24 protein-coding genes and 1 riboswitch are annotated in these 24505 nt (G+C 66.8%); of the genes, 14 read left to right on the top strand and 10 right to left on the bottom strand.

Annotated elements, in window-relative coordinates; all coding sequences use genetic code 11:
- Window positions 1–41 precede the first annotated feature (41 nt).
- Window positions 42–950 carry a transcriptional regulator GcvA gene (gene gcvA, locus CAL12_RS25415; protein WP_157793126.1) on the bottom strand — a complete coding sequence of 303 codons (909 nt, stop codon included), beginning with the start codon at window positions 948–950 and terminating at the stop codon, window positions 42–44.
- A 234-nt stretch (window positions 951–1184) separates the two neighbouring features.
- Between gcvA and CAL12_RS25410 the strand changes: the two genes are divergently transcribed.
- The 4 genes from CAL12_RS25410 to leuB all read left to right on the top strand — a co-directional run bounded on the left by CAL12_RS25410 (window position 1185) and on the right by leuB (window position 5350).
- Window positions 1185–2144: a Bug family tripartite tricarboxylate transporter substrate binding protein gene (locus tag CAL12_RS25410; RefSeq protein WP_086067141.1), complete on the top strand. Its 960-nt coding sequence runs from the start codon at window positions 1185–1187 to the stop codon at window positions 2142–2144.
- Between the two features lie 70 nt (window positions 2145–2214).
- Entirely contained in the window at window positions 2215–3639 is a 1425-nt protein-coding gene (gene leuC / locus CAL12_RS25405) for a 3-isopropylmalate dehydratase large subunit (protein ID WP_086067140.1), read from the top strand.
- 3 nt (window positions 3640–3642) lie between these two features.
- A complete protein-coding gene (leuD, locus tag CAL12_RS25400; RefSeq protein WP_086067139.1) occupies window positions 3643–4248 on the top strand; it encodes a 3-isopropylmalate dehydratase small subunit in 606 nt (201 codons plus the stop codon).
- A 25-nt stretch (window positions 4249–4273) separates the two neighbouring features.
- On the top strand, window positions 4274–5350 hold the full coding sequence (gene leuB / locus CAL12_RS25395; RefSeq protein ID WP_086067138.1) for a 3-isopropylmalate dehydrogenase: 1077 nt from the start codon (window positions 4274–4276) through the stop codon (window positions 5348–5350).
- A 38-nt stretch (window positions 5351–5388) separates the two neighbouring features.
- Here the strand turns inward: leuB and CAL12_RS25390 are convergent, their stop codons facing one another.
- The 4 genes from CAL12_RS25390 to gshA form a co-directional block, all read right to left on the bottom strand.
- Window positions 5389–5868, bottom strand: coding sequence for a DUF6644 family protein (locus CAL12_RS25390; RefSeq protein ID WP_086067137.1), 480 nt, complete (start codon window positions 5866–5868; stop codon window positions 5389–5391).
- Window positions 5865–6251 carry a DUF6152 family protein gene (locus CAL12_RS25385; protein ID WP_086067136.1) on the bottom strand — a complete coding sequence of 129 codons (387 nt, stop codon included), beginning with the start codon at window positions 6249–6251 and terminating at the stop codon, window positions 5865–5867. The genes CAL12_RS25390 and CAL12_RS25385 overlap by 4 nt, the downstream gene beginning before the upstream one ends.
- A gap of 68 nt (window positions 6252–6319) precedes the next feature.
- On the bottom strand, window positions 6320–6889 hold the full coding sequence (locus CAL12_RS25380; RefSeq protein WP_086067135.1) for a lipocalin family protein: 570 nt from the start codon (window positions 6887–6889) through the stop codon (window positions 6320–6322).
- Between the two features lie 78 nt (window positions 6890–6967).
- Window positions 6968–8536 carry a glutamate--cysteine ligase gene (gene gshA, locus CAL12_RS25375; protein WP_086067134.1) on the bottom strand — a complete coding sequence of 523 codons (1569 nt, stop codon included), beginning with the start codon at window positions 8534–8536 and terminating at the stop codon, window positions 6968–6970.
- Between the two features lie 187 nt (window positions 8537–8723).
- On the opposite strand from gshA, the gene CAL12_RS25370 reads away from it, so the two are divergent.
- Window positions 8724–9284, top strand: a complete 561-nt coding sequence (locus tag CAL12_RS25370; protein WP_232464633.1) for a hypothetical protein — start codon at window positions 8724–8726, stop codon at window positions 9282–9284.
- A 16-nt stretch (window positions 9285–9300) separates the two neighbouring features.
- On the opposite strand, the gene CAL12_RS25365 is transcribed toward CAL12_RS25370, so the two are convergent.
- Window positions 9301–9531 (bottom strand): helix-turn-helix domain-containing protein, encoded by a 231-nt coding sequence (locus tag CAL12_RS25365; RefSeq protein ID WP_086067133.1) that lies wholly within the window; start codon window positions 9529–9531, stop codon window positions 9301–9303.
- A 213-nt stretch (window positions 9532–9744) separates the two neighbouring features.
- Window positions 9745–9823: riboswitch (SAM riboswitch) on the top strand.
- On the opposite strand from CAL12_RS25365, the gene metX reads away from it, so the two are divergent.
- The 6 genes from metX to CAL12_RS25335 all read left to right on the top strand — a co-directional run bounded on the left by metX (window position 9813) and on the right by CAL12_RS25335 (window position 17220).
- The gene (gene metX, locus CAL12_RS25360) at window positions 9813–11123 is read left to right on the top strand and encodes a homoserine O-succinyltransferase MetX (protein ID WP_086067132.1); all 1311 of its coding nucleotides are present in this window, start codon (window positions 9813–9815) and stop codon (window positions 11121–11123) included. Its footprint overlaps the riboswitch before it by 11 nt.
- Entirely contained in the window at window positions 11120–11722 is a 603-nt protein-coding gene (metW, locus tag CAL12_RS25355) for a methionine biosynthesis protein MetW (RefSeq protein ID WP_086067131.1), read from the top strand. Before metX ends, metW begins: the two co-directional genes overlap by 4 nt.
- Before the next feature lie 37 nt (window positions 11723–11759).
- The gene (locus CAL12_RS25350) at window positions 11760–12998 is read left to right on the top strand and encodes a muropeptide transporter (RefSeq protein WP_269768444.1); all 1239 of its coding nucleotides are present in this window, start codon (window positions 11760–11762) and stop codon (window positions 12996–12998) included.
- Between the two features lie 118 nt (window positions 12999–13116).
- A complete protein-coding gene (locus CAL12_RS25345) occupies window positions 13117–13998 on the top strand; it encodes a universal stress protein (RefSeq protein WP_086067129.1) in 882 nt (293 codons plus the stop codon).
- Between the two features lie 129 nt (window positions 13999–14127).
- Window positions 14128–14973, top strand: coding sequence for a universal stress protein (locus tag CAL12_RS25340; RefSeq protein WP_086067128.1), 846 nt, complete (start codon window positions 14128–14130; stop codon window positions 14971–14973).
- Window positions 14974–15129: 156 nt separating this feature from the next.
- A complete protein-coding gene (locus CAL12_RS25335; RefSeq protein ID WP_086067127.1) occupies window positions 15130–17220 on the top strand; it encodes a putative bifunctional diguanylate cyclase/phosphodiesterase in 2091 nt (696 codons plus the stop codon).
- A 62-nt stretch (window positions 17221–17282) separates the two neighbouring features.
- On the opposite strand, the gene CAL12_RS25330 is transcribed toward CAL12_RS25335, so the two are convergent.
- Window positions 17283–18065: an exodeoxyribonuclease III gene (locus CAL12_RS25330; protein ID WP_086067126.1), complete on the bottom strand. Its 783-nt coding sequence runs from the start codon at window positions 18063–18065 to the stop codon at window positions 17283–17285.
- Between the two features lie 127 nt (window positions 18066–18192).
- Between CAL12_RS25330 and pyrE the strand changes: the two genes are divergently transcribed.
- Window positions 18193–18873 carry an orotate phosphoribosyltransferase gene (gene pyrE / locus CAL12_RS25325; protein ID WP_086067125.1) on the top strand — a complete coding sequence of 227 codons (681 nt, stop codon included), beginning with the start codon at window positions 18193–18195 and terminating at the stop codon, window positions 18871–18873.
- Between the two features lie 47 nt (window positions 18874–18920).
- Here the strand turns inward: pyrE and gatB are convergent, their stop codons facing one another.
- From gatB to gatC, 3 genes are read right to left on the bottom strand one after another with little or no spacing between them, the layout of a single operon-like run.
- Complete coding sequence (gene gatB / locus CAL12_RS25320; protein ID WP_086067124.1) at window positions 18921–20375, bottom strand: Asp-tRNA(Asn)/Glu-tRNA(Gln) amidotransferase subunit GatB; 1455 nt, start codon at window positions 20373–20375, stop codon at window positions 18921–18923.
- Window position 20376: 1 nt separating this feature from the next.
- Window positions 20377–21936: an Asp-tRNA(Asn)/Glu-tRNA(Gln) amidotransferase subunit GatA gene (gene gatA, locus CAL12_RS25315; RefSeq protein ID WP_086067123.1), complete on the bottom strand. Its 1560-nt coding sequence runs from the start codon at window positions 21934–21936 to the stop codon at window positions 20377–20379.
- 2 nt (window positions 21937–21938) lie between these two features.
- Complete coding sequence (gatC, locus tag CAL12_RS25310) at window positions 21939–22247, bottom strand: Asp-tRNA(Asn)/Glu-tRNA(Gln) amidotransferase subunit GatC (protein WP_086067122.1); 309 nt, start codon at window positions 22245–22247, stop codon at window positions 21939–21941.
- A 216-nt stretch (window positions 22248–22463) separates the two neighbouring features.
- Here gatC and CAL12_RS25305 point away from each other — a divergent pair, with 216 nt between their 5' ends.
- Window positions 22464–23507 (top strand): rod shape-determining protein, encoded by a 1044-nt coding sequence (locus CAL12_RS25305; protein WP_057653883.1) that lies wholly within the window; start codon window positions 22464–22466, stop codon window positions 23505–23507.
- Window positions 23508–23590: 83 nt separating this feature from the next.
- Window positions 23591–24490 (top strand): rod shape-determining protein MreC, encoded by a 900-nt coding sequence (mreC, locus tag CAL12_RS25300; RefSeq protein ID WP_086067121.1) that lies wholly within the window; start codon window positions 23591–23593, stop codon window positions 24488–24490.
- The last annotated feature ends 15 nt before the right edge of the window (window positions 24491–24505 follow it).

The raw sequence follows: 24505 nt of genomic DNA, 5'->3' as shown, positions 1-24505 counted from the left end.
GAATGGTCTGCGTGTTCATGCGTTTTCTCCCCGGGGCGGCGTCACAGCAGCAGCCGCGACTCCATTTCTTCCGCTTCCCTCGTGATCCATTCCTCGAAGGCCTGCACGCGCTCCGGCTTGGGCCGGTCGCTGCGATAGGCCAAGTAGTACGCGCCGCCGGTGTCGGTGCGCTGGGGCAGGGGGGCGACCAGGCGGCCGGCGAGCAGGTCGTCGCTGACGAAGGCCAGTTGAGCGACCATGACGCCGAGCTGGTCGATGGCGGCCTGGTAGGCCAGCGCGGCGTTCTCGAATTTCAGGCCGCTGTTGCCGTCGATATGCTCGACGCTGGCCGCCGCCAGCCAGGTGGGCCAGTCCTTGGGCCGGTTCAGCGAGCACAGCAGCACGTGGTTGCCCAGGTCCTCGGGTCTTTCCAGGCGGGGCTCCTTGTTCAGCAGCCCCGGCGCACAGACTGGCAGCAGGATCTCGCCGAACAGGCGCCGGTAGCCCGGGCCGGTGGGCGGCTCGGCTTCCGAATGGATGCTGATGTCCACGTCCTCGCGATCGAAATCGGCGCGCAGGTGCGATGTGGTGATCTGCACGTCGATGTCGCGGCGCGCGGCGTGGAAGCGCGCCAGGCGCGGCACCAGCCATTTGATGGCGAAGGTCGGCGGCAGCTTGATGCGCAGGCAGCGCTCGTCGGGCTGCTGTTGCAACTGGCGGGTGGCCTGTTCGATCTGGTCGAGCGCGGCCTTGATGGTGCGGAAGTAGGCCTGGCCCGGCCCGGTCAGCTCGATGCCGTGGCGCCCGCGCACGAACAGCTGGGCCTTGGTCCAGTCTTCCAGCGTGGCCACGTGGCGGCTCACGGCGCCCTGGGTGACGCAGAGCTCCTCGGCCGCGCGGGTGAAGCTGGCGTTGCGGGCGGAGGCTTCGAAAGCGCGCAGCGCATTCAATGGTGGCAGTCGACGAGTCATTTGCTGCTCCTGATGGGCCAGGTCGTCGTGGCGGGGTGCTGCGGGCTGGGCCAAGGCCCGTGCTCCGTGCCTGTGTTCCGCCCGTGACCTTGCCCCCGGCCGTCTGGCCTGGTGGCCCGGCCAGGCCGTGGCATGACTATTAATCATATCTGACATGCCTTAATTTGCCTTGCCCGCCAAGAGAGGCAAGCCAAAAATAGCGCCGTATTCAAAACCAAAAATACGGAGACAACCATGAAGAAACCGCATGTCTGGCTGGCCGCCATGATGCTGGTGGCCTGCGGCTTGGCCCACGCCGAGTATCCCGACCACCCCATCAAGATGATCGTGCCCTGGCCACCGGGCGGCGGCGTCGACACCATGGGCAGGCTGGTCGCGCAGGGCCTGTCGCAGGAGCTCGGCCAGCCCGTCATCGTCGACAACCGCTCCGGCGCCGGCGGCAACATCGGCACCGAACTGGCCATGCGCCAGCCGGCCGACGGCTACAACCTGCTGATGGGCTCGATCAGCCCCAATGCCATCAACGTCTATCTGTATTCGCACCTGGGTTTCGACCCGGTCAAGGATTTCACGCCCATCACCTATGTGTCGGCCGTGCCCAACATCCTGGTGGTGCCGGCATCGTCGCCCTTCAAGACCATGCAGGAGCTGGTCGCCTACGCCAAGGCGAATCCCGGCAAGCTGAACTACGGCTCGGCGGGCGTAGGCTCGTCGCAGCACCTGGCGGCGGTGCAGTTCATGGACGCCACCAAGATCAACATCGTCCACGTTCCGTACAAAGGCACTTCACCCGCCGAAGCCGACCTGATGGCGGGCCACGTGTCGCTGATGCTGGACACGACGACCTGTCTGCCGCTGGTCAAGGCCGGCAAGCTGCGCGCGCTGGCCGTCGCGTCGCGCCAGCGGAACGACCAGCTGCCCGACGTGCCCACCCTGGACGAATTGGGCGTGAAGAACGTCTACGCATCGTCGTGGTACGGCCTGATGGGGCCCAAGGGCATGCCGCAGGACGTGGTCGACAAGCTCAACAAGGCCACCAATGCGGTGCTGAAGAATCCCGAGATCCGCCAGCGCATGCTGGACTACGGCGCCGAGATCGGCGGCGGTACGCCGGCGGATTTCACGAAGTTCATCAACGACGAGATCGTTCGCTACAAGCCCATCGTGGAGCTGTCCGGCGCCAAGCTGGATTGAGCGCGCCAGGCCACGCCGACACCAGGCAGCATACGAAGAAACCTTCAACCCAACTCACCAGCCGACATCCATGTCCCATGCATCCGCGCCTCGCACGCTGTTCGACAAGATCTGGTCCAGGCACCAGATCCTGCTGCGTGACGACGGCACCAGCCTGCTTTACGTCGACCGCCACCTGGTCCAGGACGGCTCGGCGCCCGCTTTCGCCATGCTGCGCGACCGCGGCCTGAAGGTGCGCAGTCCGCAGCGCAGCTTCGCCACGCCTGACCATTACGTGCCCACCGATACGCGTGAACTGGCGACCATTGCCGATCCGGAAAAGCGTGCCATGGCGAATGCCTTGCAGCAGGACGCCAAGGAGGCCGGCATGCAGTTCTTCGGCCTGGACGATCCCCGCCAGGGCATCATCCACGTGGTCGGTCCCGAACAGGGGCTCAGCCTGCCGGGCATGCTGATCGTGTGCGGCGACAGCCATACCGCGACGCACGGCGCCATGGGCGCGTTCGCCTTCGGCATCGGTGCCTCCGAAGTCGCCCACGTGCTGGCCACGCAATCCATCTGGCAACGCAAACCGCCGACCATGCGGGTCGTCGTGGAAGGACGTCTGCAGCCCGGGGTGGCGGCCAAGGACATCATCCTGGGCATCATCGCCAGGATAGGCGCGGCCGGCGCCACGGGGCATGTCATCGAGTATGCGGGGCCAGCCATCACGGCGCTGTCGATGGAAGGCCGCATGACGGTGTGCAATATGTCGATCGAAGCCGGTGCCCGCGCGGGCATGGTCGCACCGGACGATACGACCTTCGCCTGGCTGCATGGACGGCCCTACGCGCCTTCAGGCACCGACTGGGACCAGGCGGTGGCGCAGTGGCGCATGCTGCCCACCGATCCCGGCGCCAGCTTCGATCGCGAAGTGGTGCTGGACGGATCGGCGCTGCAGCCCATGGTCACCTGGGGCAACAGCCCCGAGGATGCGCTGCCGATATCCGGGCGCGTGCCGGACCCGGATAGCGCCGCCGATGCGGGGCGGCGCGCCGCGATGACGCGCACGCTGGACTATATGGGCCTGAAACCGGGCATGCCGCTGACCGACGTGGCCGTGGACCGCGTGTTCATCGGTTCCTGCACCAACGGCCGCATCGAGGATCTGCGCCAGGCCGCCGCGGTTGCACGCGGCAAGCGTGTCGCGCCTGGTGTGCAGGCCTGGGTCGTGCCGGGTTCGCAGCAGGTCAAGCTACAGGCCGAGCAGGAAGGACTGGATCGCGTCTTCCGTGACGCGGGTTTCGAATGGCGCTTCGCGGGCTGTTCGATGTGCCTGGGCACCAACGGCGACCAGGTCGCGCCGGGGCAGCGCTGCGCGTCCACCTCGAACCGAAATTTCGTGGGTCGTCAGGGTCCGGGATCGCGCACCCACCTGATGAGCCCCGCCATGGCGGCCGCCGCCGCCGTCAGCGGGCACCTGGCCGATCCGCGCCCCTTGCTGGACAGGAGCTGATCCATGGAAGCCTTCCAACGACTCGACGCGGTGGCGCTGCCGGTGCCGCGCAGCAATGTCGATACCGACCAGGTCGTGCCGGCGCGCTATCTGCAGAAACCGCGCAGCGACGATTTCGGCGCGTATCTGTTCAGCAATATGCGATTCGACAAGGACGGTTCGGAGAACCCGGACTTCGTGCTGAACCAGCCGCCCTACAGGGCGTCGCGCATCGTGGTCGCCCAGCGCAATTTCGGCTGCGGGTCCTCACGCGAACATGCGGTGTGGGCCCTGTACGACTATGGCATACGGGCGGTCATCGCGCCCAGCTTCGGCGACATCTTCCATTCCAATTCGCTGAAGAACGGCTTGCTGCCCATCGTGCTGCCCGACACGACCGTCGCGTCGCTGCTGCGGCAGATCCAGGATCGGCCTGGCGTACACATCGTCGTCGATCTGGCCGCGCAGACCGTGACCGCGCCGGACGGCGCCACCTACTCGTTCCAGATCGATGCCTTTCCCAAGCAATGCCTGCTGGAAGGCATGGACGAACTCGACTACACCCTGACGCTGAGCGATCGCATCGCCGATTTCGAGCGCCGGCACGCCACGTCTGCTGCGCAGGGCTGACACGCTTACCACTGAAGGAAAACCCATGAAAATCGCAGTCATGCCGGGCGACGGCATCGGCCAGGAAGTCACCGCGCAGGCGGTCAAGGTACTGCATGCCGTGCTGGGCTCCAACGCCAATCTGGAATTGACCGAAGCCGCCATCGGCGGCGCCGGCGTGGAAGCCGCTGGCGACCCCTTGCCGGCGAAGACGTCGGAAATCGCTCGCAAGGCCGATGCGATCCTGTTCGGCGCGGCGGGCATTCCGGGTGATGAAGCCATCCCTTATGCGATGCGGCCCGGCGCCAGCCTGCTGCGCCTGCGCAAGGAACTGGAGATCTTCGCCAACTTCCGCCCCGTATTCCTGTTCCCCGAACTGATCGACGCGTCGACGCTGAAGCCGGAAGTGATCCAAGGCCTGGACATGCTGATCCTGCGGGAGCTGAATGGCGACGCGTACTTCGGCGAGCCGCGCGGCATCCGCGTCAACGAGAAGGGCGAGCGCGAAGGCTACAACACCATGCGCTACAGCGAGTCGGAAGTCGAGCGCATCGCCCACGTCGCCTTCAAGGCCGCGCGCGGCCGGCGCCGCAAGGTCTGCTCGGTGGAGAAGGCCAACGTGCTGGAAGTCGGCCAACTGTGGCGCGAGGTGGTGATCAAGGTGGGGCAGCAGTACCCCGACGTCGAACTGACGCATCTGTTCGTCGACGCGGCGGCGATGATGCTGATGCGCAACCCCAAGCAGTTCGATGTGATGGTCACCGGCAATATCTTCGGCGACATCCTGTCGGACGCGGCGGCGATGCTGACCGGCTCGATCGGCATGCTGCCGTCGGCGTCGCTGAGCTATGGCCAGAAGGGGCTGTACGAGCCGGTGCACGGCACCGCGCCGGACATCGCCGGCAAAAACCTGGCCAATCCGATCGCGTCCATCCTGTCCATGGCGATGATGCTGCGCTACAGCTTCGACCAGGCCGCCAACGCGGAACGCGTCGAGGCTGCCGTGCGCAAGGTGCTGGCCGATGGGCTGCGCACGCCCGACATCATGCAGCCCGGCTGCCAGCGCGTGGGCACGGAGGAGATGGGCGATGCCGTCGCGATGGCCGTGAGGAACGCGCGCTGAGCCGCGCTGGCAGGGGTGGCACGGCGACGAGGGCGGCACTACAGGAAGCCGATCCAACGGCCGGCCACCACGGCGCCCAGCCACAAGGCCAGGGACGCCACGGCGTGCACACGAAGCCTGGCCGGGATTGCCACGCCTTGTTGCGCGGACCGCCAGTGCGGTCCCGCGTGAACCCATAGCGCATTCAGGACGCCCGCGGCGATTACCGCAAGCTTGATCAGAAACGCCCGGTTGCCCAGGTATTCGTCGGGCTTCACGGAGAACAGCAGCAGCCCCGTCAGGGCCGCCACGGCCAGCCCGCTGGCGGCCAGGTGCGACAGGTACGGGCCGGCCTCGCGCAGTGGCAAGGTGGCGCGCGATCGCAACAGGCGCAGGTCCAGCGCCGTGACGGCGCCGATCAGCACGCCCAGGGCCACGATGTGCGCGGCATTCACCAACAGATAGCCGATCGCCGATTCGCGCAGGAAGAGCGCGGGCGGCAGGCCGGCCAGCCATCGCGCAAGGGCATCCGCCGTCATCGTCCGATGCGTTCGGGATATATGTCGTAGGTCTTGCCGCCCACGGATATCTGCACGGCCTTCATGCGCTTTTCCGCGTGGTCCCGGGCGCGGTTGCCGACGGCCTTGATGGTTTGTCCGGCCTTGGCGGATTGGTCGTTGAAGCCGGATTCGCGCGTCTGCGTGGGGTTGCCCAGTTCGACCCGCCACACGCCGTCATTTTGCGTCTGTACGTCCAGATAGGGATGTGGGGGCGCCACGACTACCTTCTGCACGACACCGGTCAGGGTCATCTGCTCCGTATCGGCCCACGACCAGCCGTGGTGGGCCTGTGCCGGCACGGAAAATACCAGCGGCAATGCGAGCGCCGTGATGCCGGCGGCGAGGGATGAATAGCGTTTCATGGGGTGGGCTCCTCTGTTTTTCCTGGTGGCCGGCCACGCCGCGACGTGGTGGCCGCTGGGGGCATCGCTTACCGGGCGTTCAGCCTGGCTTCGCTTTGCGGGGTGTAGACCAGTTCGTCGACCGGGTAGCCTTCGGCCCGGGCGATCGACCTGGCCTTGTCCAGCGCCGCCGTGGGAAGCTGCGGCGTGCGGGCAAGTATCCAGAGCGATTGGCGGCCTGGCGAGCCGACCACGGACCAGCTGTAGTCGGGCGCCAGCCCGATGATCCAGTAGTCGGACGAGAAGGGTGGCAGGAAGGTGACTTCCAGCTTGGCGTTGTTGCTGCCGGGCAGCAGGTGCGCCGTGCCGTGCGCGGTGCGGATGTCGCCGTCCTTGGTGCGGCAGCTGTTCTCGATACTGATGGTCCGCTCGTCACGCGCCACGTACTGGGCGATGCTGTCGCTCACGCAATAGCGCTGGTAGAAGCGGGGCAGTCGGGCGATTTCGTACCACTTGCCCAGGATGCTGCGCACGTCCACCGATGGGACCGGCGTGGGGGCGGGGAGCTTATCGGCGATGGCCGGGGCCGGCAGCAGGGCGCCCATGGCCGCGAAACACCCGCACAACAACACGCACACCAAGCACGCCCGGATTTGCATGGGATTCCTCGCGGATCGGATGCAGGCGCGCCAGGACGAAACGTCCGGCGCCGCTTCCGATCATACGCGCGGAATATGTCACCTGGGAGGCTTCAGGGCCTGGTGGTAGCGGGCCACATATGTATCGAAATCCATCGTGTCGCCGGCCTCGATCGCAGCCTGGTCGGCCAGCGAGACGCGCGCCATTTCGGCGTACCGCGCCGCCTTGCCGGCTTCCAGCGGCGAGGCCAGCAGGGTATCGGCATGCTGGCGGCTCTGCCGCAAGGTGTATTCCAGGAAGCTGGCGCCGCTGCGCTTGAGCTCATCCAGCAGGCGCGCGGAAGGCGTGGACTGCGGTTCGTCCAGCTTGCCGAATTGCGCGGCCACCGCCTGACGATAGGCCGTACCGCCATAGGCGGCGTCCAGCAATTCGGCATAAGGCAGGATGCGGTCGAGCAGTTCCTTGCCCCAGGTGCGCAAGGGCACGGACGCGCCATCGCGCATCAGTTCCAGTCCGGGCCGGCGGCCTTCGTTGACGACACGGTTGAAGTTGCCCGCGCTGGCGCTACAGAAGCCGGCGTCGTCGAAATACGGGCTGTCGCTGGTGGCGCAGAACAGCAGGAAGGCATCCGCGAAACGCGCCGTGTCGGCGGCGATGCCGACGGGTTCGAAGGGGTCGATGTCCAGGCAGCGGACTTCCACGTACTGGACGCCACGCTCGGCCAGCGCGGTGATGGGACGTTCGCAGCGGCCGGTGGCGCGCTTGGGCCGGATGCTCGAGTAGTACTCGTTCTCGATCTGCAGGACGTTGGTATTCAGCTGGATCCATTCGCCGTCGCGCTTGGTGCCGATGGCCTCGTAGGCGGGCCAGGGCATGGTCACCGCCGCGTACAGGCGTTGCAGGAAGGTCGACAGATCGTTGTAGCAAGGCTTGAGCTGGGCCTGCGCCGGATTGTGATAGCCCAGGTCGCCCATGCGCAGGCTGGTGGCGTAGGGCAGGTACAGGGTATCGCCGTCCAGCGATTGCAAGGGGTGTTCGCGGCCGCGCAGGAAGTCCTTGGACAGGGCCGGCGCGGCGCCGAACAGGTACATCAACAGCCAGGAATAGCGCGTGAAATTGCGGATCAGGCCGATGTAGCCGGCCGAGCGGCGTTCCTGCTCGCTGGCACCGGGCGGCTCCAGCAGGGTCCAGATGCCGTCGTCCAGCGAGAAGTTGTAGTGCACACCCGCGATGCACTGCATGGTCTTGCCGTAGCGATGCGCGAGCCCGCGGCGGTAGACGTGCTTGAGCATGCCGGTGTTGGACTTTCCGTACCAGGCGATGGGAATGTCCGCCTCGGACGGCAGCGCCGCCGGCATGGACTGGTTCCAGATCAGTTCGCCGCCCAGGTTGGCGTTGACGAAGCGATGAACGTCCGCCAGTTCGCCCAGCAGGCTGCCGATGTCGCGGTGGGTGCCGGTGATCAGCTCCAGCAGCGCTTCGGAATAATCGGTGGTGATGTGCTCGTTGGTCAGCGCCGAGCCCAGCGCGACCGGATGCGGCGTACGCGCCAGATGCCCGTGGTCGTCGACCCGCAGGCCTTCTTTTTCGATGCCGCGCAGGGTACGGGTAAGCAGATCCCGGTTGGCGTCCAGACGGGCGTATCGACGGGCGGAAATATCGGTCACGGCAGGCTTCTTTCTTATGATCCAGGTTGATGGAGGCTGATTTTACGGGTTGCGTCCATGGGCGCGTCGAGTAACCCGCGCCGGCCAGGGCCTATCCCGGTGCCTGCTGGCGGCGGTCCGGTCCCGCGCTTGGGCGACAATGACGCATGACCGTTATACGCCGATCGGTCGGGGGAGCGATACGACGATGCCGCAGGGACGATACAACAGGCGCCGCTTTCCGGCCGTGCCGGGCTGCTGGTCCGTGGCGTTACTGGCGCTGTGCGCCATGCTGCTCGGCGCCTGCACGCCCACCTACAACTGGCGCGAAGTGCAGATCGCCGATGGCGCGGCCAGCGCCAATTTTCCCGCGCGTCCCGACACGGACACACGGAGCATCGGCCTGGGGGGCCGCATGCTGCGCTTTTCCCTGACGTCGGCCAGGGTGGACGATGGGGTATTCGCCGTGGGATACGCGCCCTTGCCGCCGGACCTGGTCGACGACCCCGCCGGGCAGCGCGCGCTGGCGGCGGACTTGGTGAGATCGCTGCATGAGAACCTTCACGCCACGCCGCCGGCCGTGGCGCCGGACTATGGCGTGGACGTGACGGTCCGCGGCCAGGTGGGCGGCCACACGGTCTGGGCGTTGGCGCGGGTATGGGTCCGCGACGGGATGCTGGTGGAGGCGGTCGCCACGGGGTCGGAACGTGGCCTGCCGGCGGCGCCGGCGCACGAGTTCGTCGGCTCGCTTCGGTTCAATGGCCGTTGAACGGCTGGGTGCCTGCTCAGTGCTCGCCGCCATCGACGCGGCAGGCAGCCAGCAGGCCGCAGGTCAGCGCCGTGGCCACGGCGGCGCGGCGGTTGCGCGCGCACAGCTTGCGGCAGGCGTTCTGCAGGTGGAAATTCACGGTCCGTTCGGCGACGCCGAGAATCATGGCGGTTTCCCGGCTGGTCTTGCCGGCTGCCGCCCATTGCAGGCAGGCAGCCTCGCGTTCTGACAACTTCTTTTCTGGCATCGGAGCATCGTTGCCGTGACGGCGGGATGAAGCGGGAAGGCGGGAATGCCGGCGATGGTGCGATAGCCGCCGGCCGCGGCCCAGCAATGACACGAATGGGAATTGCGGCTGCGATTCCGCTCCGGCGTGACCGTGGCGGCTTGCCCCGGGGCCGGGCTGCCTGGATTCCCCTTGGGTCGGCAGGGTTCCGGCCGAGTGCTAGAATCTGCCCTTCATTTCGGTGGCGCCGATTTGCCTGATCCGCTTGCGGGCGCCTGATAAATCCAGCTAAAGAGGTCTGCATGACTGCAACCATCGAGCAATCCGCTGGCGCGGGCGTATCCGCGCAACCTGCCGGTCGATCTTCTTCCGGCCACACCGCTTCCGGTGAACCCGGTTCCGGTCCGCCCGTTTCCGCCGCCGTCCCGGCCGTCGCGTCGCATTCCATCGGCGTGGTGGCGCCCGTCTTCCTGAAATTCACCGAACCCCTGCTGCTGGCCAACGGCCAGTCCCTGCCCAGCTACGAACTGGCGGTGGAAACCTACGGCGCCCTGAATGCCGACCGCAGCAATGCGGTGCTGGTATGCCACGCGCTGAACGCCTCGCACCACGTGGCCGGCATATCGGCGGACGATCCCAAGGATATCGGCTGGTGGGACAACATGGTCGGCCCGGGCAAGCCCGTCGATACCGAACGCTTCTTCGTGATCGGCATCAACAACCTGGGCTCCTGCTTCGGGTCGACGGGGCCGGCCAGCATCAATCCGGAAACCGGCAAACCCTGGGGCGCCGCCTTCCCGGTGCTTACGGTGGAGGACTGGGTGCACGCCCAGGCGCGCGTGGCCGACCATTTCGGCATCGGGCGATTCGCCGCCGTCATGGGCGGTTCGCTGGGCGGCATGCAGGCCCTGAGCTGGGCCACCGCATGTCCCGACCGCGTCGCGCATTGCGTGGTCATCGCCAGCACGCCGCGCCTGTCGGCGCAGAACATCGGGTTCAACGAAGTGGCGCGCCGCGCCATCATCACGGATCCCGATTTCCATGGGGGCGATTACTACGCCCACGACACGGTGCCGCATCGGGGACTGGCGGTCGCACGCATGCTCGGGCATATCACCTATCTGTCGCAGGACGACATGGCGGAGAAGTTCGGCCGCACGCAGCGCGAACCCGGCGCCAATGGCGAGTACCGCTATGGCTACGACGTCGAATTCGAAGTGGAATCCTATCTGCGCTACCAGGGCGAAAAATTCTCGCGCTATTTCGATGCGAACACCTATCTGCTGATCACGCGCGCGCTCGATTATTTCGACCCGTCGCGCACGCATGGCGGCGACCTGGCGCGTTCGCTGGCGGCGGCGAGCGCGGGTTTCCTGCTGGTGTCCTTCAGCACGGACTGGCGTTTCCCACCGGAGCGCTCGCGGGAAATCGTGCGGGCCCTGCTCAAGAACAACCGCCCGGTCACCTATGCGGAGATCGACGCGCCGCACGGCCACGACGCCTTCCTGCTGGACGACGCGCGCTATCACGCGGTGGTGCGCGCCTATTACGACCGGATCGCGCATGAACTGGGCTTGCCGCCCCGCGCGCTCGAACCGAGGGGGGCCGAATGATAGCGGGTGCCCGCACCGAACTGCGCGCCGACCTGGCGCGCATCGCCAGTTGGATCAACCCCGGTTCGCGCGTGCTGGACCTGGGATGCGGAGACGGTGAACTGCTGGCGTGGCTGCGCGATCAGCGCCAGGTGCGCGGCGCCGGTGTTGAAATCGACGACCATTACGTGATCGCATGCGTGCGCCGCGGGGTGGACGTGATCCAGCAAAACCTGGAAGATGGCCTGGCGCTGTTCGATGCCGGCCAGTTCGATACGGTGGTGTTGTCGCAGACCCTGCAATCCATGCATCGCAGCGAGCATATCCTGCGGGAAATGGCGCGCGTGGCGAAGTATGGCGTCGTATCGTTCCCCAACTTCGGTTATTGGCCGCATGGCTGGTCCATCCTGCGCGGGCGCATGCCGGTGACGGGGCAGATGCCTTACGAGTGGTACAACACGCCCAACATTCATTTGTGCACGCTGCGCGATTTCGAGGACCTGGCCGCCAAGCTGGGTCTGCGCATTCTGCAGCGGGCCACGTTCAACGACGACCGCGAAGTCAAGCTGCTGCCGGGATGGCGCAGCACGCTGGCGGTCTACCGCTTCGCCGCCGGTTGAATGCCGGCCGGCAGGCCCGCTGTCACGGAGACCAGGTATTTCGTCCGCCGCCCGCCTTTACACAAGCCGCCGTGTCGCGCCCATGCTGGCGCTGGGTTTTTCCAGCGGGCTGCCGCTGGCGTTGACCAGCGGGACGCTGCAGGCCTGGGCCACGGTCGCGGGGGTGTCCCTGCAGGACATCGGTTTCCTGACGCTGGTGGGCACGGCCTATACCCTCAAGTTCCTGTGGGCGCCCCTGATCGACCGTTATGCCGTACCCATCCTGGGACGGCGGCGCGGCTGGATGCTGGCGACGCAATTGGCCCTGGCGGTCGGCATCGCCGCCATGGGCATGCTGTCGCCGGACAGCGCCTTGATGCCGCTGGCCCTGCTGGCGGTGGTGGTCGCCTTCCTGTCCGCGACGCAGGACATTGCCTTCGACGCCTACAGTACCGACGTCCTGCACAAGGATGAGCGTGGCGGCGGCGCGGCCGTCAAGGTGCTGGGGTACCGCATCGCCATGCTGGTATCCGGGGGCTTGGCCCTGATCCTGGCCGATGGCTGGCTGGGCTGGGGCAACACCTATGTGCTGATGGGGGGCCTGATGGCGATAGGCGTGCTGGCCACGCTATGGGCGCCCGAACCGGAGCGCCCCGCGCCGTCGCCGCCCACGCTGCTGGAAGCGGTGGTGGAGCCCTTGCGGGAATTCTTCTCCCGCCGTGGCGCCATCAGCCTGCTGGTCCTGATCGTGCTGTACAAGCTGGGCGATGCGTTCGCCGGCGCCCTGTCCACCACTTTCCTGCTGCGCGGCGGCGGCTTCACGCCCACCGAAGTCGGCACGGTGAACAAGTTGCTGGGGCTGGCGGCCACCATCGTGGGCGCGCTGGCGGGCGGATCCATCATGGCCCGCATGGGCCTCTACCGGTCGCTGATGCTGTTCGGCGTGCTGCAGGCGGTGTCCAACCTGGGCTACTGGCTGGTCGCGCTCAAGCCCGGCAGCCTGCCCCTGATGGCGGCCGCCGTTGGCCTGGAAAACCTGTGCGGCGGGCTGGGCACGGCGTCCTTCGTGGCGCTGGTCATGGCGCTGTGCAGGCAGGAGTTCTCGGCCACGCAGTTCGCGCTGTTGTCGGCGATGGCGGCCGTGGGCCGGACCTATCTGGCCGGGCCGCTGACGCCGGTCCTGGTCGACCGGATGGGCTGGGCGCCATTCTTCCTGGTCACGGTGCTGATCGCGCTGCCCGGGCTGGTGCTGCTGTACCTGCGCCGGCGCGAAATCCAGGCGCTGGACCAGGCCTAGTCCCCATCCGCTTTTCGCGCACCCCTCTCACGACCCGCGCGCACCCCGATTCCTTCGGCGCATTGTCGTTTTGATTCCTGCGCGGTCATAATGGCTTCGTTGCTCACGGAGGCCATTCATGTCGACGTATGCGCATTCCCAGCCCGCCGCCCCCATCCTGGTGGCCACGGACCTCAGCGCCCAGGGCGATCGTGCCCTGGATCGCGCCGTCGCGCTGGCCCGGACACAGGGCGCGCGCCTTATCGCCATGCATGTGATGGAGCCCGGCATGCCGGCCGGCGCCGGCGGCGCGCCAGCCTGGCATCGGCTGAGCGAAGACCATCGGGCATGGGCTCGCTATCGCCTGCGCCTGGACCTGGATGCCGCCGGCATCGACTGCGATATCCGCGTGGAAAGCGGCGATGCCGCGGAGCAGATACTGGCGGCGGCCCAGGCGTCGGCCTGCGGGCTGGTCGTCACCGGTGTCGGGCGCAACGAATCGCTGGGCAAGCTGCTGCTCGGGTCCACCGTACGCAAGCTGGTGCGCCAATCGGCCGCGCCGGTGCTGGTGGTGAAGAACCGTCCGCACGGACCGTATCCGAAGGGCATCGTCGCCACCGACTTTTCGCCCGAATCGGGCCATGCGCTGCGGCTGGCGGCGGGGCTGCTGCCCGGCACGGCGCTCACGCTGTTCCACGCCTGCGACACGGTGCTGGGCATGCCCGGCGACGCGGCCCACGCGCCGGAGGCGCTGCAGCGCGACCTGGACAATGAAATGCGCCGTTTTCTCGAGGCCCAGGGCGATCTGCCACCAGGCGTGCCGGCCGACACCGTGGTGCAGTACGGCGAGCCCGAAACCGTGTTGTCGGAGTATGTTTTCCAGCAGCGCTGCGACCTGGTGATCGCCGGTGCGCAGCGCATGAAAGGCATCATGGGCGCAATGGTGGGCAGCGTGGCGGAACGCCTGCTGGAATCGCTGCCCAGCGATGTCATGCTGGTGCGCGGCCAGCCGACGCCCTAGGGCGCGTCCGCCCGGGCCTGCGCGGCGGGCCCGCCACGTGCTTGCGGCAGGCGTATCGGCACAAAAAAAAGAGCATGGACCGGCAGCCGCGCCGGCGGGGCAGGGATCACCCCATTCCGGGAGACAATCATGCACAGTTTTGCGGGACCTATCCTGCTTGCCACGGACCTGAGCGCGCGTGGCGACCGCGCCCTGGATCGCGCGATATTGCTGGCGCGCCAGTTCGACACGTCCGTCATCGCCTTGCACGTCATCGAGTCGCAGTCCCGGGCGCTGCTGACGTCGCAGCCTTCGGTGACGCAGCGTGAATCGCAGGCGCGGCGCGGCCTGCTCAGGGATCTCGAAGACCTCGATGTCGATGTCGACGTCGTGGTGCGCTGCGGCGAACCGGTCCGGCTGCTGCGCCAGGCAGCGGAAGAAAACGCCTGCTCCCTGATCGTGGCGGGCGTGGCGCGCGACGAAACCCTGGGCCGCATACTGCTGGGGACCACGGTTGAACGGCTGGTGCGGGAATCGCTGGCCCCGGTGCTGGTGGTCAAGCGGCGCGCGCGTCAGCCATATCGCAACGCAGTGGTCGCGAGCGATTTCTCCGAGGCCTCGCGGCCGGCCCTGCGCGCGGCGCTGTCGCTGTTGCCGGTGTCGGGATTGACTCTCTTCCATGCTTTCGATCTGCCGGGGAATCGCAGGGACGACCTGAATTCCAAGGGCTTCCAACGGACGGCGGAAGAGGCGGCCGCCCAGTTCCTGGAAGACATGCCGGAGCTGCATGGCGGCGAAAAGCCGAAGATCCAGGTCGCCGCCGGGCTGGCGGAACGGGTCCTGATCGCCTATGCCGAGCAGACGGATTGCGACCTGCTGGTCACCGGCACGCATGGCAGCACCGGCCTGGTCCGCACGGCGATCGGCAGCGTGGCGGATGCCTTGATGGAGAAGGCGCCGTGCGACGTCCTCGTCGTTCGGCAGCCCAGGCGCTAGGCCGCGACCCTCCCGCGACCGCCCATAATTACTACATTCTGTAAATGCACCTTAATTCTTCATGATTCCGTCCGATATCCCGTAAACGGTAATCCCCGCCAATCGTGCGGAGGGCGCGCCCGGGACGCCGCAGGCCGTTTCTCAAAGGGATCGGAAATGTACGTGGGCAGCTATAACACCGCGCTGGTGCTATGTTCGCTGGTGGTGGCGGTCCTTGCCTCCTATGCGGCACTGGACATGACCGCCCGCATCGCGTCGGCACGCGGCGCGGCGGCGCGCTGGTGGCTGGCCGGCGGCGCCGTCGCGATCGGCGTCGGCATCTGGTCCATGCATTTCGTCGGCATGCTGGCCTTCAGCCTGCCCATCCCCCTGGACTACGCGCCCGGCCTGACGGCGCTGTCGCTGCTTATCGCGATCGTGTCGGCCGCCTTTGCCCTGTGGCAGATCTGCCAGGCCACGCTGTCCTGGGGGCGCCTGGCCGGCGGCGCCCTACTGATGGGGGCGGGCGTGGCGGGCATGCATTACACCGGCATGGCCGCGTTGCACATGTCGCCGGGTATCGACTACCAGCCCTTGCTGGTCATCGCTTCCGTGCTGATCGCGGTCGTGGCATCGGGCTGCGCCATGTGGATCGGCTTCTGGCTGCGCCATGACCGACGCCACCCGTACCTGCTGCGGACGGGCGCGTCGCTGGTGATGGGCGGCGCGATCGTCGGCATGCACTATACGGGCATGGCGGCCGCCCGATTCCCCTTGGGCAGCATCTGCCTGGCCGCCGGCGGCGCCGAGCGCGGCCTGGACAACAACTGGCTGGCCATCGTGATCATCGTCGTCACGCTGGCGGTGATCGCCATCGCCCTGATCACGTCCGTGCTGGATCTGCGCATGGAGGCCCGCACGTCCGTGCTGGCGTCTTCTCTGGCGGAAGCCAACGAAGAACTGACTTATCTGGCGCTGCATGACAACCTGACCAAGCTGCCCAACCGGCTGCTGCTGGAGGATCGGTTGCAGCAGGCCATCCACACCGCGACCCGCGAACGCGGGTACTTCGCGGTGATGTTCATGGACCTGGACGGCTTCAAGGCGGTCAACGACGCCTATGGTCACCATACGGGCGACCGCCTGCTGATCGAAGTCGCCGCGCGCATACGCGCCAACGTGCGGGCCCAGGATACGGTGGCAAGGCTGGGCGGGGACGAATTCGTGCTGATCGCCCAGATCGACGAGCCCGCCGACGCGTCGACCGTGGCGGCCAAGCTGGTCAGAATCATCGAGAACGACTTCGACATCGAAGGCCATCAGCTGCACGTGTCGGCGAGCATGGGCATCGCGGTCTACCCCGGCGACGGCGACGACCAGCAGCAGCTGTTGGCCAATGCCGACGCGGCGATGTACTTCGCCAAATCGTCGGGGCGCAACACGTATTGCTATTTCGAAGCGTCGATGAACCGCGACGTCCAGAACCAGGTGGAGCTGCTGCGCGACCTGCGTCATGCCATGGCGCGCGACGAGTTGCTGTTGCAGTACCAGCCGAAATTCCACGCCGGCACGGGTGCCGTGATCGGCGCCGAAGCGCTGCTGCGCTGGAAGCATCCGGCGCGCGGCCTGGTGCAGCCGGCGGTGTTCATCCCGCTGGCGGAAAAAACGGGCCTGATCATCCAGATCGGCGACTGGGTGCTCGACGAGGCCTGCCGGCAGATGAAGACCTGGTACGACGCCGGCCATACCGAATGGTCCGTCGCGGTGAACCTGTCCCTGCAGCAGTTCAATCACGCCGGGCTGGTGCAGGCCGTGGCCGGCGCCCTGGCCCGGCACGGCCTGCCGGCGAGCAGCCTGACGCTGGAAATCACCGAATCCACCGCGATGCGCGACGTGGAAAGCACGCTGGTCACGCTGCGGCAGTTGCACGAGATGGGCGTGCGGATATCGATCGACGATTTCGGCACGGGTTATTCCAGCCTGATGTACCTGAAACGCCTGCCCGCCACCGAGCTGAAGATCGACCGAGGCTTCGTGCGCGAACTGCAGAACGATACGGAAGACGCCGCCATTGTGTCGGCCATCGTCGCGCTGGGTCAGACGCTGAACCTGCAGATCGTCGCCGAGGGTGTCGAAACCCGCGAACAGCAGGAGTTCCTGACGCGCCTGGGCTGCGACTCGCTGCAGGGCTTCCTGCTGGGCCGGCCGGTGTCACCCGATCGCTTCATGGAAACCGTCGGGGTGCAGCAGGGCCTGCGCCTGGCTTAGCGCAGGACACCGGCAGGGCTGGCAGGATGCGGTCAGGGCGTGGGCTGTAGGCGCGCGGCGCGCTACAGCGCGGTGTCGTAGTCGATCGTCAGCGGCGCGTGGTCGCTGAATCGTTCGTCCTTGTAGATGGACGCGGCCTTGGCGGTGGCGGCGATGTCCGGCGTGGCGATCTGGTAATCGATGCGCCAGCCGACGTTCTTGGCCCAGGCCTGGCCGCGGTTGCTCCACCAGGTATAGGCCTCGCCCGTGGCCTCGGGATGCAGGCCGCGATAGACGTCGGTCCAGCCCAGGTCGGCGAATACCTTGGTCAGCCAGGCGCGTTCTTCCGGCAGGAAGCCGCTGTTCTTCATGTTGCCTTTCCAGTTCTTCAGGTCGATCTCGTTGTGCGCGATATTCCAGTCGCCGCACAGCACGACCTGCCGTCCGCATTTCACGAGCGTGGCCAGGTGGCTGTAGAAATGCTCCATGAAGGCGAACTTGGCGGTTTGCCGGTGTTCGCCGCTGGACCCGGATGGCAGGTAGACCGAGATGATCGAGAGCCGGTCGTAGACCAGTTCCAGATAGCGTCCTTCGCTGTCGATTTCGGGCACGCCCAGGCCTTCTATCACCTGCAGCGGCTGCGTGCGGGCGTAGATGCCCACGCCGCTATAGCCTTTTTTCTCGGCGTAGTGGAAGTACCCGTACAGCCCCGGCGGATTGAGCATTTCCAGGGTCATGTCGGCGGCCTGCGCCTTGAGTTCCTGCATGCAGATGAAATCGGCGTTCTGCTTGGCGATCCAGGGAAAGAAGCCCTTGTTGGCGGCGGAGCGGATGCCGTTCAGGTTGGCGGAAATGATGCGGAGCATGGCAGCCTGTCGATCTTGGGATGGCCGCTAGGGTACTAGAAATGAGGGCAAACGTGCTCGGCGGCGAAGACCGGGAGCAGGCATAATTCCGGTTTGCCCCGTTATCCCTTTGCTTCTCGGTGACCGTATGACCGCTACCGCCGCTCCGTCCGTCGAATTCGTCCGTTTCGCCCTTGACCAGGGCGTGTTGCGCTTCGGCAGCTTCAAGGTCAAGTCGGGACGCATGAGTCCGTATTTCTTCAACGCCGGCTTGTTCAGCGACGGCGCGTCGATGAATCGGCTGGGGGCGTTCTACGCCGGGGCGCTGCTGGATTCCGGACTGCCCTTCGACATGCTGTTCGGGCCCGCGTACAAGGGCATACCGCTGGCGACCGGGACGGCCATGGCCCTGGCGGCCGATCCGCGCGGCGGCGGACGCGCGATTCCCTTTGCCTACAACCGCAAGGAAGCCAAGGACCACGGGGAAGGCGGCACGCTGGTCGGCGCGCCGCTCAAGGGCAAGGTCGTCATCATCGATGATGTGATCACCGCGGGTACGTCGGTGCGTGAATCCGTGGACATCATCCGCGCCGCCGGAGCGGAGCCCGCGGCGGTGCTGATCGCGCTGGACCGCATGGAACGCGCGGGGCCGGACGACGCCTTGTCCACGCATTCGGCGGTGCAGGACGTGGCGCGGACCTACGGCATACCCGTGGTCAGCATCGCGTCGCTGACCGATATCCTGGCCCTGCTCGAAAACGCACCTGAATTCGCCGAACACCGGCAGGCCGTGCTGGCATACCGCCAGAAGTACGGCGTGACGGGCTGAGCCCCGGCCGCCGCCCTGGGGCGGCGGCGCGGGAGGGCGCCCGCCCGCTATCCCAGCTTCTGCTTCAGCAGGTCGTTGACCTGCTGCGGGTTGGCCTTGCCCTTGGCGGCTTTCATGATCTGCCCCACCAGGGAATTGAAGGCCTTCTGCTTGCCCGCCCGGTACTCTTCGACCACGGCGGGGTTGGCCGCCAGGACCTCGTCGATCATGGCGCCGATCGCGCCCGTATCGCTGATCTGCTTGAGTCCGCGCGCCTCGATGATGGCGTCGGCCTGGCCGCCCTGTTCGCCCGCCCACATCCCGGCAAACACTTCACGGGCGATCTTGTTGGAGATCGTGCCGTCCAGGATGCGAGCGATCAGCGCCGCCAGCGCAGGCGCGGCGACGGGCGACGCGGCGACTTCGATTTCCGAGCGGTTCAGCGCCGCGGCCAGTTCGCCCATCACCCAGTTGGCCGCCTGCTTGGCCTGGCCGTCAGGCAGCGCGCGCGCGACCGCTTCGAAGTAGTCGGCCATGTCGCGGCTGGTGGTCAATTGCGCCGCATCGTAGGCCGACAGCCCATATTTCGTTTCGAAGCGGGCGCGTTTGTCGGCCGGCAATTCCGGCATGGTGGCGCGTACCTCTTCCACCCACGACGATGCGATCACCAGCGGCGGCAGGTCCGGATCGGGGAAGTAGCGGTAGTCGTGCGCGTCTTCCTTGCTGCGCATGCTGCGGGTTTCGTCGCGGTCCGCGTCGTACAGGCGGGTTTCCTGCACCACCGTGCCGCCGTCTTCGATCAATTCGATCTGCCGGCGCGCTTCGTAGATGATGGCGCGTTCCAGGAAGCGGAAGGAGTTGACGTTCTTGATCTCCGCGCGGGTGCCGAATTCCTTCTGCCCGACCGGGCGCACCGACACGTTGGCGTCGCAGCGGAACGAGCCTTCCTGCATATTGCCGTCGCATATCCCCAGCCAGACCACCAGGCTGTGCAGCGCGCGGGCATAGGCCACGGCTTCGGCGGCCGAACGCATTTCCGGTTCGCTGACGATTTCCAGCAGGGGCGTGCCGGCGCGGTTCAGGTCGATGCCGCTGGCCGGCGCGCCGTTGGCCAGGTGGAACTCGTCGTGCAGCGACTTGCCGGCGTCCTCTTCCAGGTGCGCGCGCGTCAACTGCACGGTCTTGGCCGTTTCACCGACGAAGAACGAGATCGAGCCGCCGCTGACCACCGGGATCTCGTACTGGCTGATCTGGTAACCCTTGGGCAGGTCGGGATAGAAATAATTCTTGCGGGCGAAGATCGAGCGCGGCGCGATGCGCCCGCCGACGGCGAGCCCGAAGCGGATCGCCCGCTCCGCCGCCGCGCGGTTCATCACCGGCAGGCTGCCCGGCAGGGCCAGGTCGACCAGGTTCGCCTGCGTGTTCGGCGCCGCGCCGAAGCGCGTGCTGCTGCCGGAGAAGATTTTCGATTCGGTGGAAAGCTGCGTATGCGTTTCCAGCCCGATGACGATTTCCCAGTTCATGTCAGTTGTGCTCCACCGTGCTGCCGGCGTGCTGATCGCCGGGGGACCGGCGGTGCCAGTCGCTTGCCTGCTGGTAGCGATCGGCGATCGCCAGCAGGCGGCCTTCGTCGAAGTAGTTGCCGATGATCTGCAGGCCCACCGGCCGGCTGGCGTGCGCGCCGGCGCCGAAGCCGCAAGGCACCGACATCGCGGGCAAGCCGGCCAGGCTGACGCCCAGGGTGTAGACGTCCGCCAGCCAGTCCGCCGTGGGATCGTCGCGGTTGTCGCCGATGTTCTTCGCCACCGTGGGCGCCACCGGTCCCATGATGACGTCGCACTGCGTCAGCGCGCGCTGGAAGTCCTGCGCGATCAGGCGGCGCAGGCGCTGGGCCTGCAGGTAATAGGCGTCGTAATAGCCGTGCGACAGCACATAGGTGCCGATCAGGATGCGGCGCCGCACTTCGTCGCCGAAGCCTTCGGCGCGCGAGCGGCTGATCATTTCCGTCAGGTCGCCGTACTGCGCGGCGCGATGGCCGTAGCGCACGCCGTCGTAGCGCGCCAGGTTGCTGGACGCTTCGGCCGGTGCGATGACGTAATAGGCGGGAATCGCCAGTTCGGTGCGCGGCAGCGAAATATCCACGCGCCGCGCGCCCAGCGCGACGAACTGCGCCAGGGCCGCTTCCACGGCGGCACGGACTTCGTCGGCCAGGCCGTCGCCCAGGTATTCCGCCGGCACGCCGATGCGCAGGCCAGCCAGAGGCTGGGCGCCGGCGGCGTCATAGGCCGCCTGGGCCGTATCGAAGTCGCGCCGCACGCGGCCCGGTTCGTTGGCGTCCTTGCCGCAGCGTTCGACGCTGGTGGCATCGCGTGGATCGAAGCCCGCCATGGCGTCCAGCAGGGCCAGCGCATCGCGGCTGCTGGCAGCCAGCGGACCCGCCTGGTCCAGGCTGGAGCCGAAGGCCACGATGCCGAAGCGCGACACGGTGCCGTAGGTGGGCTTGATGCCGGTGACGCCGCACAGCGCGGCGGGCTGCCGCACCGAGCCGCCGGTATCGGTGCCGGTGGCCGCGGCCACTAGGCGCGCCGCCACGGCGGCCGCCGATCCGCCCGAGGAACCGCCGGGCACGGCATTGGTGTCCCAGGGATTGCGTACCGGGCCGTAGGCGGAGTTCTCGTTGCCGGACCCCATGGCGAATTCGTCGCAGTTCAGCTTGCCGATGGACACCGCGCCAGCCTGTTGCAGGCGCTCGACCACGGTGGCATCAAATGGGCTGACGTAGCCGTCCAGCATGCGGCTGCCGGCCGTCGTGCGCCAGCCACGCGTCACGAAGGCGTCCTTGTGCGCGATGGGAACGCCCGTCAGTGGGCCGGCCGTGCCCGACGCCAGGGCGGCATCGGCGGCGCGCGCCTGGTCCAGGGTCAGCTCGGCGTCGATGTGCAGGAAGGCATTGAGGCCGGCGGCCGACTGGGCGGCGTCCAGCGCGCTGGACGCCAGCTCGACGGCGCTGACTTCGCGGCGGTCCAGCGCCTGGCGCAGGGCCGCGATATCGGCGAATTGTGTGTGCAGGGCGGATTTGCTCATGGTTACTCCAACACCTTGGGGACCAGGAACAGGCCGGCCTGCGCCTCGGGCGCGTTGCTCATCAGGGCCGCACGCTCGCTTTCGGAGCCGGATTCCGTCACTTTGTCTTCACGCAGGCGCAATTCGACTTCGTCCAGCGCGGACAGGGGATGGGCCATGGGCTCGACGCCCGCGGTGTCTTCCTGCTGCAGGCGCTCGATGATGTGGAGCATGCCGTTGAGCTCCTGCAGCGCGTGCGCGCGGCGTTCGGGAGTGAGCTCGATTCGGGCCAGCCGGGCAATGCGGGCCACGTCTTCTTCGTTAAGCGCCATGGGAGTGTAAAAAATGTGGAGCTGCTGAGGGTGCCGTTACATGACAGGCCAGCAGTGGTTACAAAGCCTGGAATAGCCGGGAATTGGGGTCTATTTCCCCTGAAATTATAAGTTATCATTCACGGTTTAATCGCTGCACCCGCAGGCGCGCCGTTCTTGGCTGGCGTCCGGTCGCAGTCACGTCCCAAATTCCCTGATCTAGCTGAGCCTATATCCATGTTCGGATTCCTGCGTAGTTATTTTTCCAGCGATATGGCGATCGATCTCGGCACGGCCAATACGCTGATCTACGTTCGCGGCAAAGGCATCGTGCTGGATGAGCCATCGGTAGTCGCGATCCGCCATGAAGGCGGCCCGAACGGCAAGAAAATCATCCAGGCCGTTGGCCATGAAGCGAAACAGATGCTGGGCCGGGTGCCCGGCAACATCGAAGCCATACGTCCCATGAAGGACGGCGTGATCGCCGACTTCACCGTCACCGAGCAGATGCTCAAGCAGTTCATCCGCATGGTGCACCCCCGCAACATGCTGGCGCCCAGCCCCCGTATCATCGTTTGCGTGCCCTGCGGCTCCACCCAGGTGGAACGTCGCGCGATCCGCGAATCCGCGCTGGGCGCGGGCGCGTCGCATGTGTACCTGATCGAAGAACCCATGGCCGCCGCGATCGGCGCCGGCCTGGCGGTGTCGGACGCCAGCGGCTCCATGGTGGTGGACATCGGCGGCGGTACGACCGAAGTCGCGGTCATCTCGCTGGGCGGCATGGTGTACAAGGGTTCGGTCCGAGTCGGTGGCGACAAGTTCGACGAAGCCATCGTCAACTACATCCGCCGCAACTACGGCATGCTGATCGGCGAACCGACGGCCGAACTGATCAAGAAGCAGATCGGTTCCGCCTTCCCCGGTTCGGAAGTCCGTGAAATCGAAGTCAAGGGCCGCAACCTGGCCGAAGGCGTGCCGCGCAGTTTCACGGTATCGTCCAATGAGATCCTGGAGTCGCTGACCGATCCGTTGAACCAGATCGTGTCGGCGGTGAAGATAGCCCTGGAACAAACCCCGCCCGAGCTGGGCGCGGATATTACCGACAAGGGCATTGCGCTGACCGGGGGCGGTGCGCTGTTGCGCGATCTGGACCGCCTGCTGCAAGAGGAAACCGGTCTGCCCGTAGTGGTGGCGGATGACCCGCTGACCTGCGTGGTGCGGGGCTGCGGCGAAGCGCTGGAGCATCTGGAAAAGCTCGGCGCCATTTTCATCAACGACTGATTCCTACGCCTGGCCGCGGCCGCCGCATCATGGTGGCTACGGGTGGGCGGCCGGCACCGGGCGCCTTACGCCCGTGAGTATCCATGCCTCAACTTAACGCCACCACACCGCGGCTGTTCCGACACGGCCTGCCCGCCGAGGCGAAGCTGGCGATCCTGGTCGTTCTGGCCCTGGCGCTATTGGTGGGCGACTCGCAGTGGCGCGTGCTGGAACCCGTGCGGCGCTACGTCTCCGTCGCCCTGTATCCCTTCCAGCGCGCCGTGCTGCTGCCGCGGGACATGGTCCAGCAGGTCAACGAGTGGTACAACGCCGCCAACCTGGTGCGCACGGAAAACGAAGCCTTGCAGCGCCAGCGCATCGAACTGGCGCAGGTGGCCACGCATGCCGCCCAGATGGCTGCCGAAAACGCCCAACTGCGCCGCCTGCTGGGCGTGACGGATACCCTGGCGCAACAGGCGGTGGTGGTGGAGGTGCTGTACGAGCCGCCCAATGCCTTCAACCAGCGGCTGGTCTTCAACAAGGGCAGCAGCCAGGGCCTCGCCCCCGGCATGCCGGTCATCGACGAAGGCGGCGTGGTCGGGCAGATCGTGCGTACGACGCCGATGACGGCGGAGGCCGCGCTGGTCACCGACGAGCAGGTGTCCATCCCCGTGCAGATCCTGCGCAATGGCCTGCGCCTCATCGCTTTCGGCGGTAATCAGCCGGGCAAGATGGAGGTGCGCTATCTTGCCGCCAATGCCGACATCAAAGAGGGCGATACTATTATCACCAGCGGTGTGGGCGGTCTGTTCCCCGCGGGCCTGCCGGTGGCGAAAGTGACCAAGGTGGAACGCGATACCGCCTCGGGCTTCGCCCGCGCCCTGTGCGAACCGCTGGCCCACCCCGAGCGGTATCGTCACTTCCTCGTTCTGCAGGTCGACGTCAAGCGCGCCGAAGTCAACCGCCAGGAGGCAGACTCCAGTGAGTCCGATAAACCGGAGTGAACCCCAGAGCGGGGT

The organism is Bordetella genomosp. 8, assembly GCF_002119685.1.
Taxonomy (GTDB): Bacteria; Pseudomonadota; Gammaproteobacteria; order Burkholderiales; family Burkholderiaceae_B; genus Bordetella_C.
Note: the sequence above shows the minus strand (reverse complement) of the source record. Positions and strands in the feature narration are given on the sequence as shown.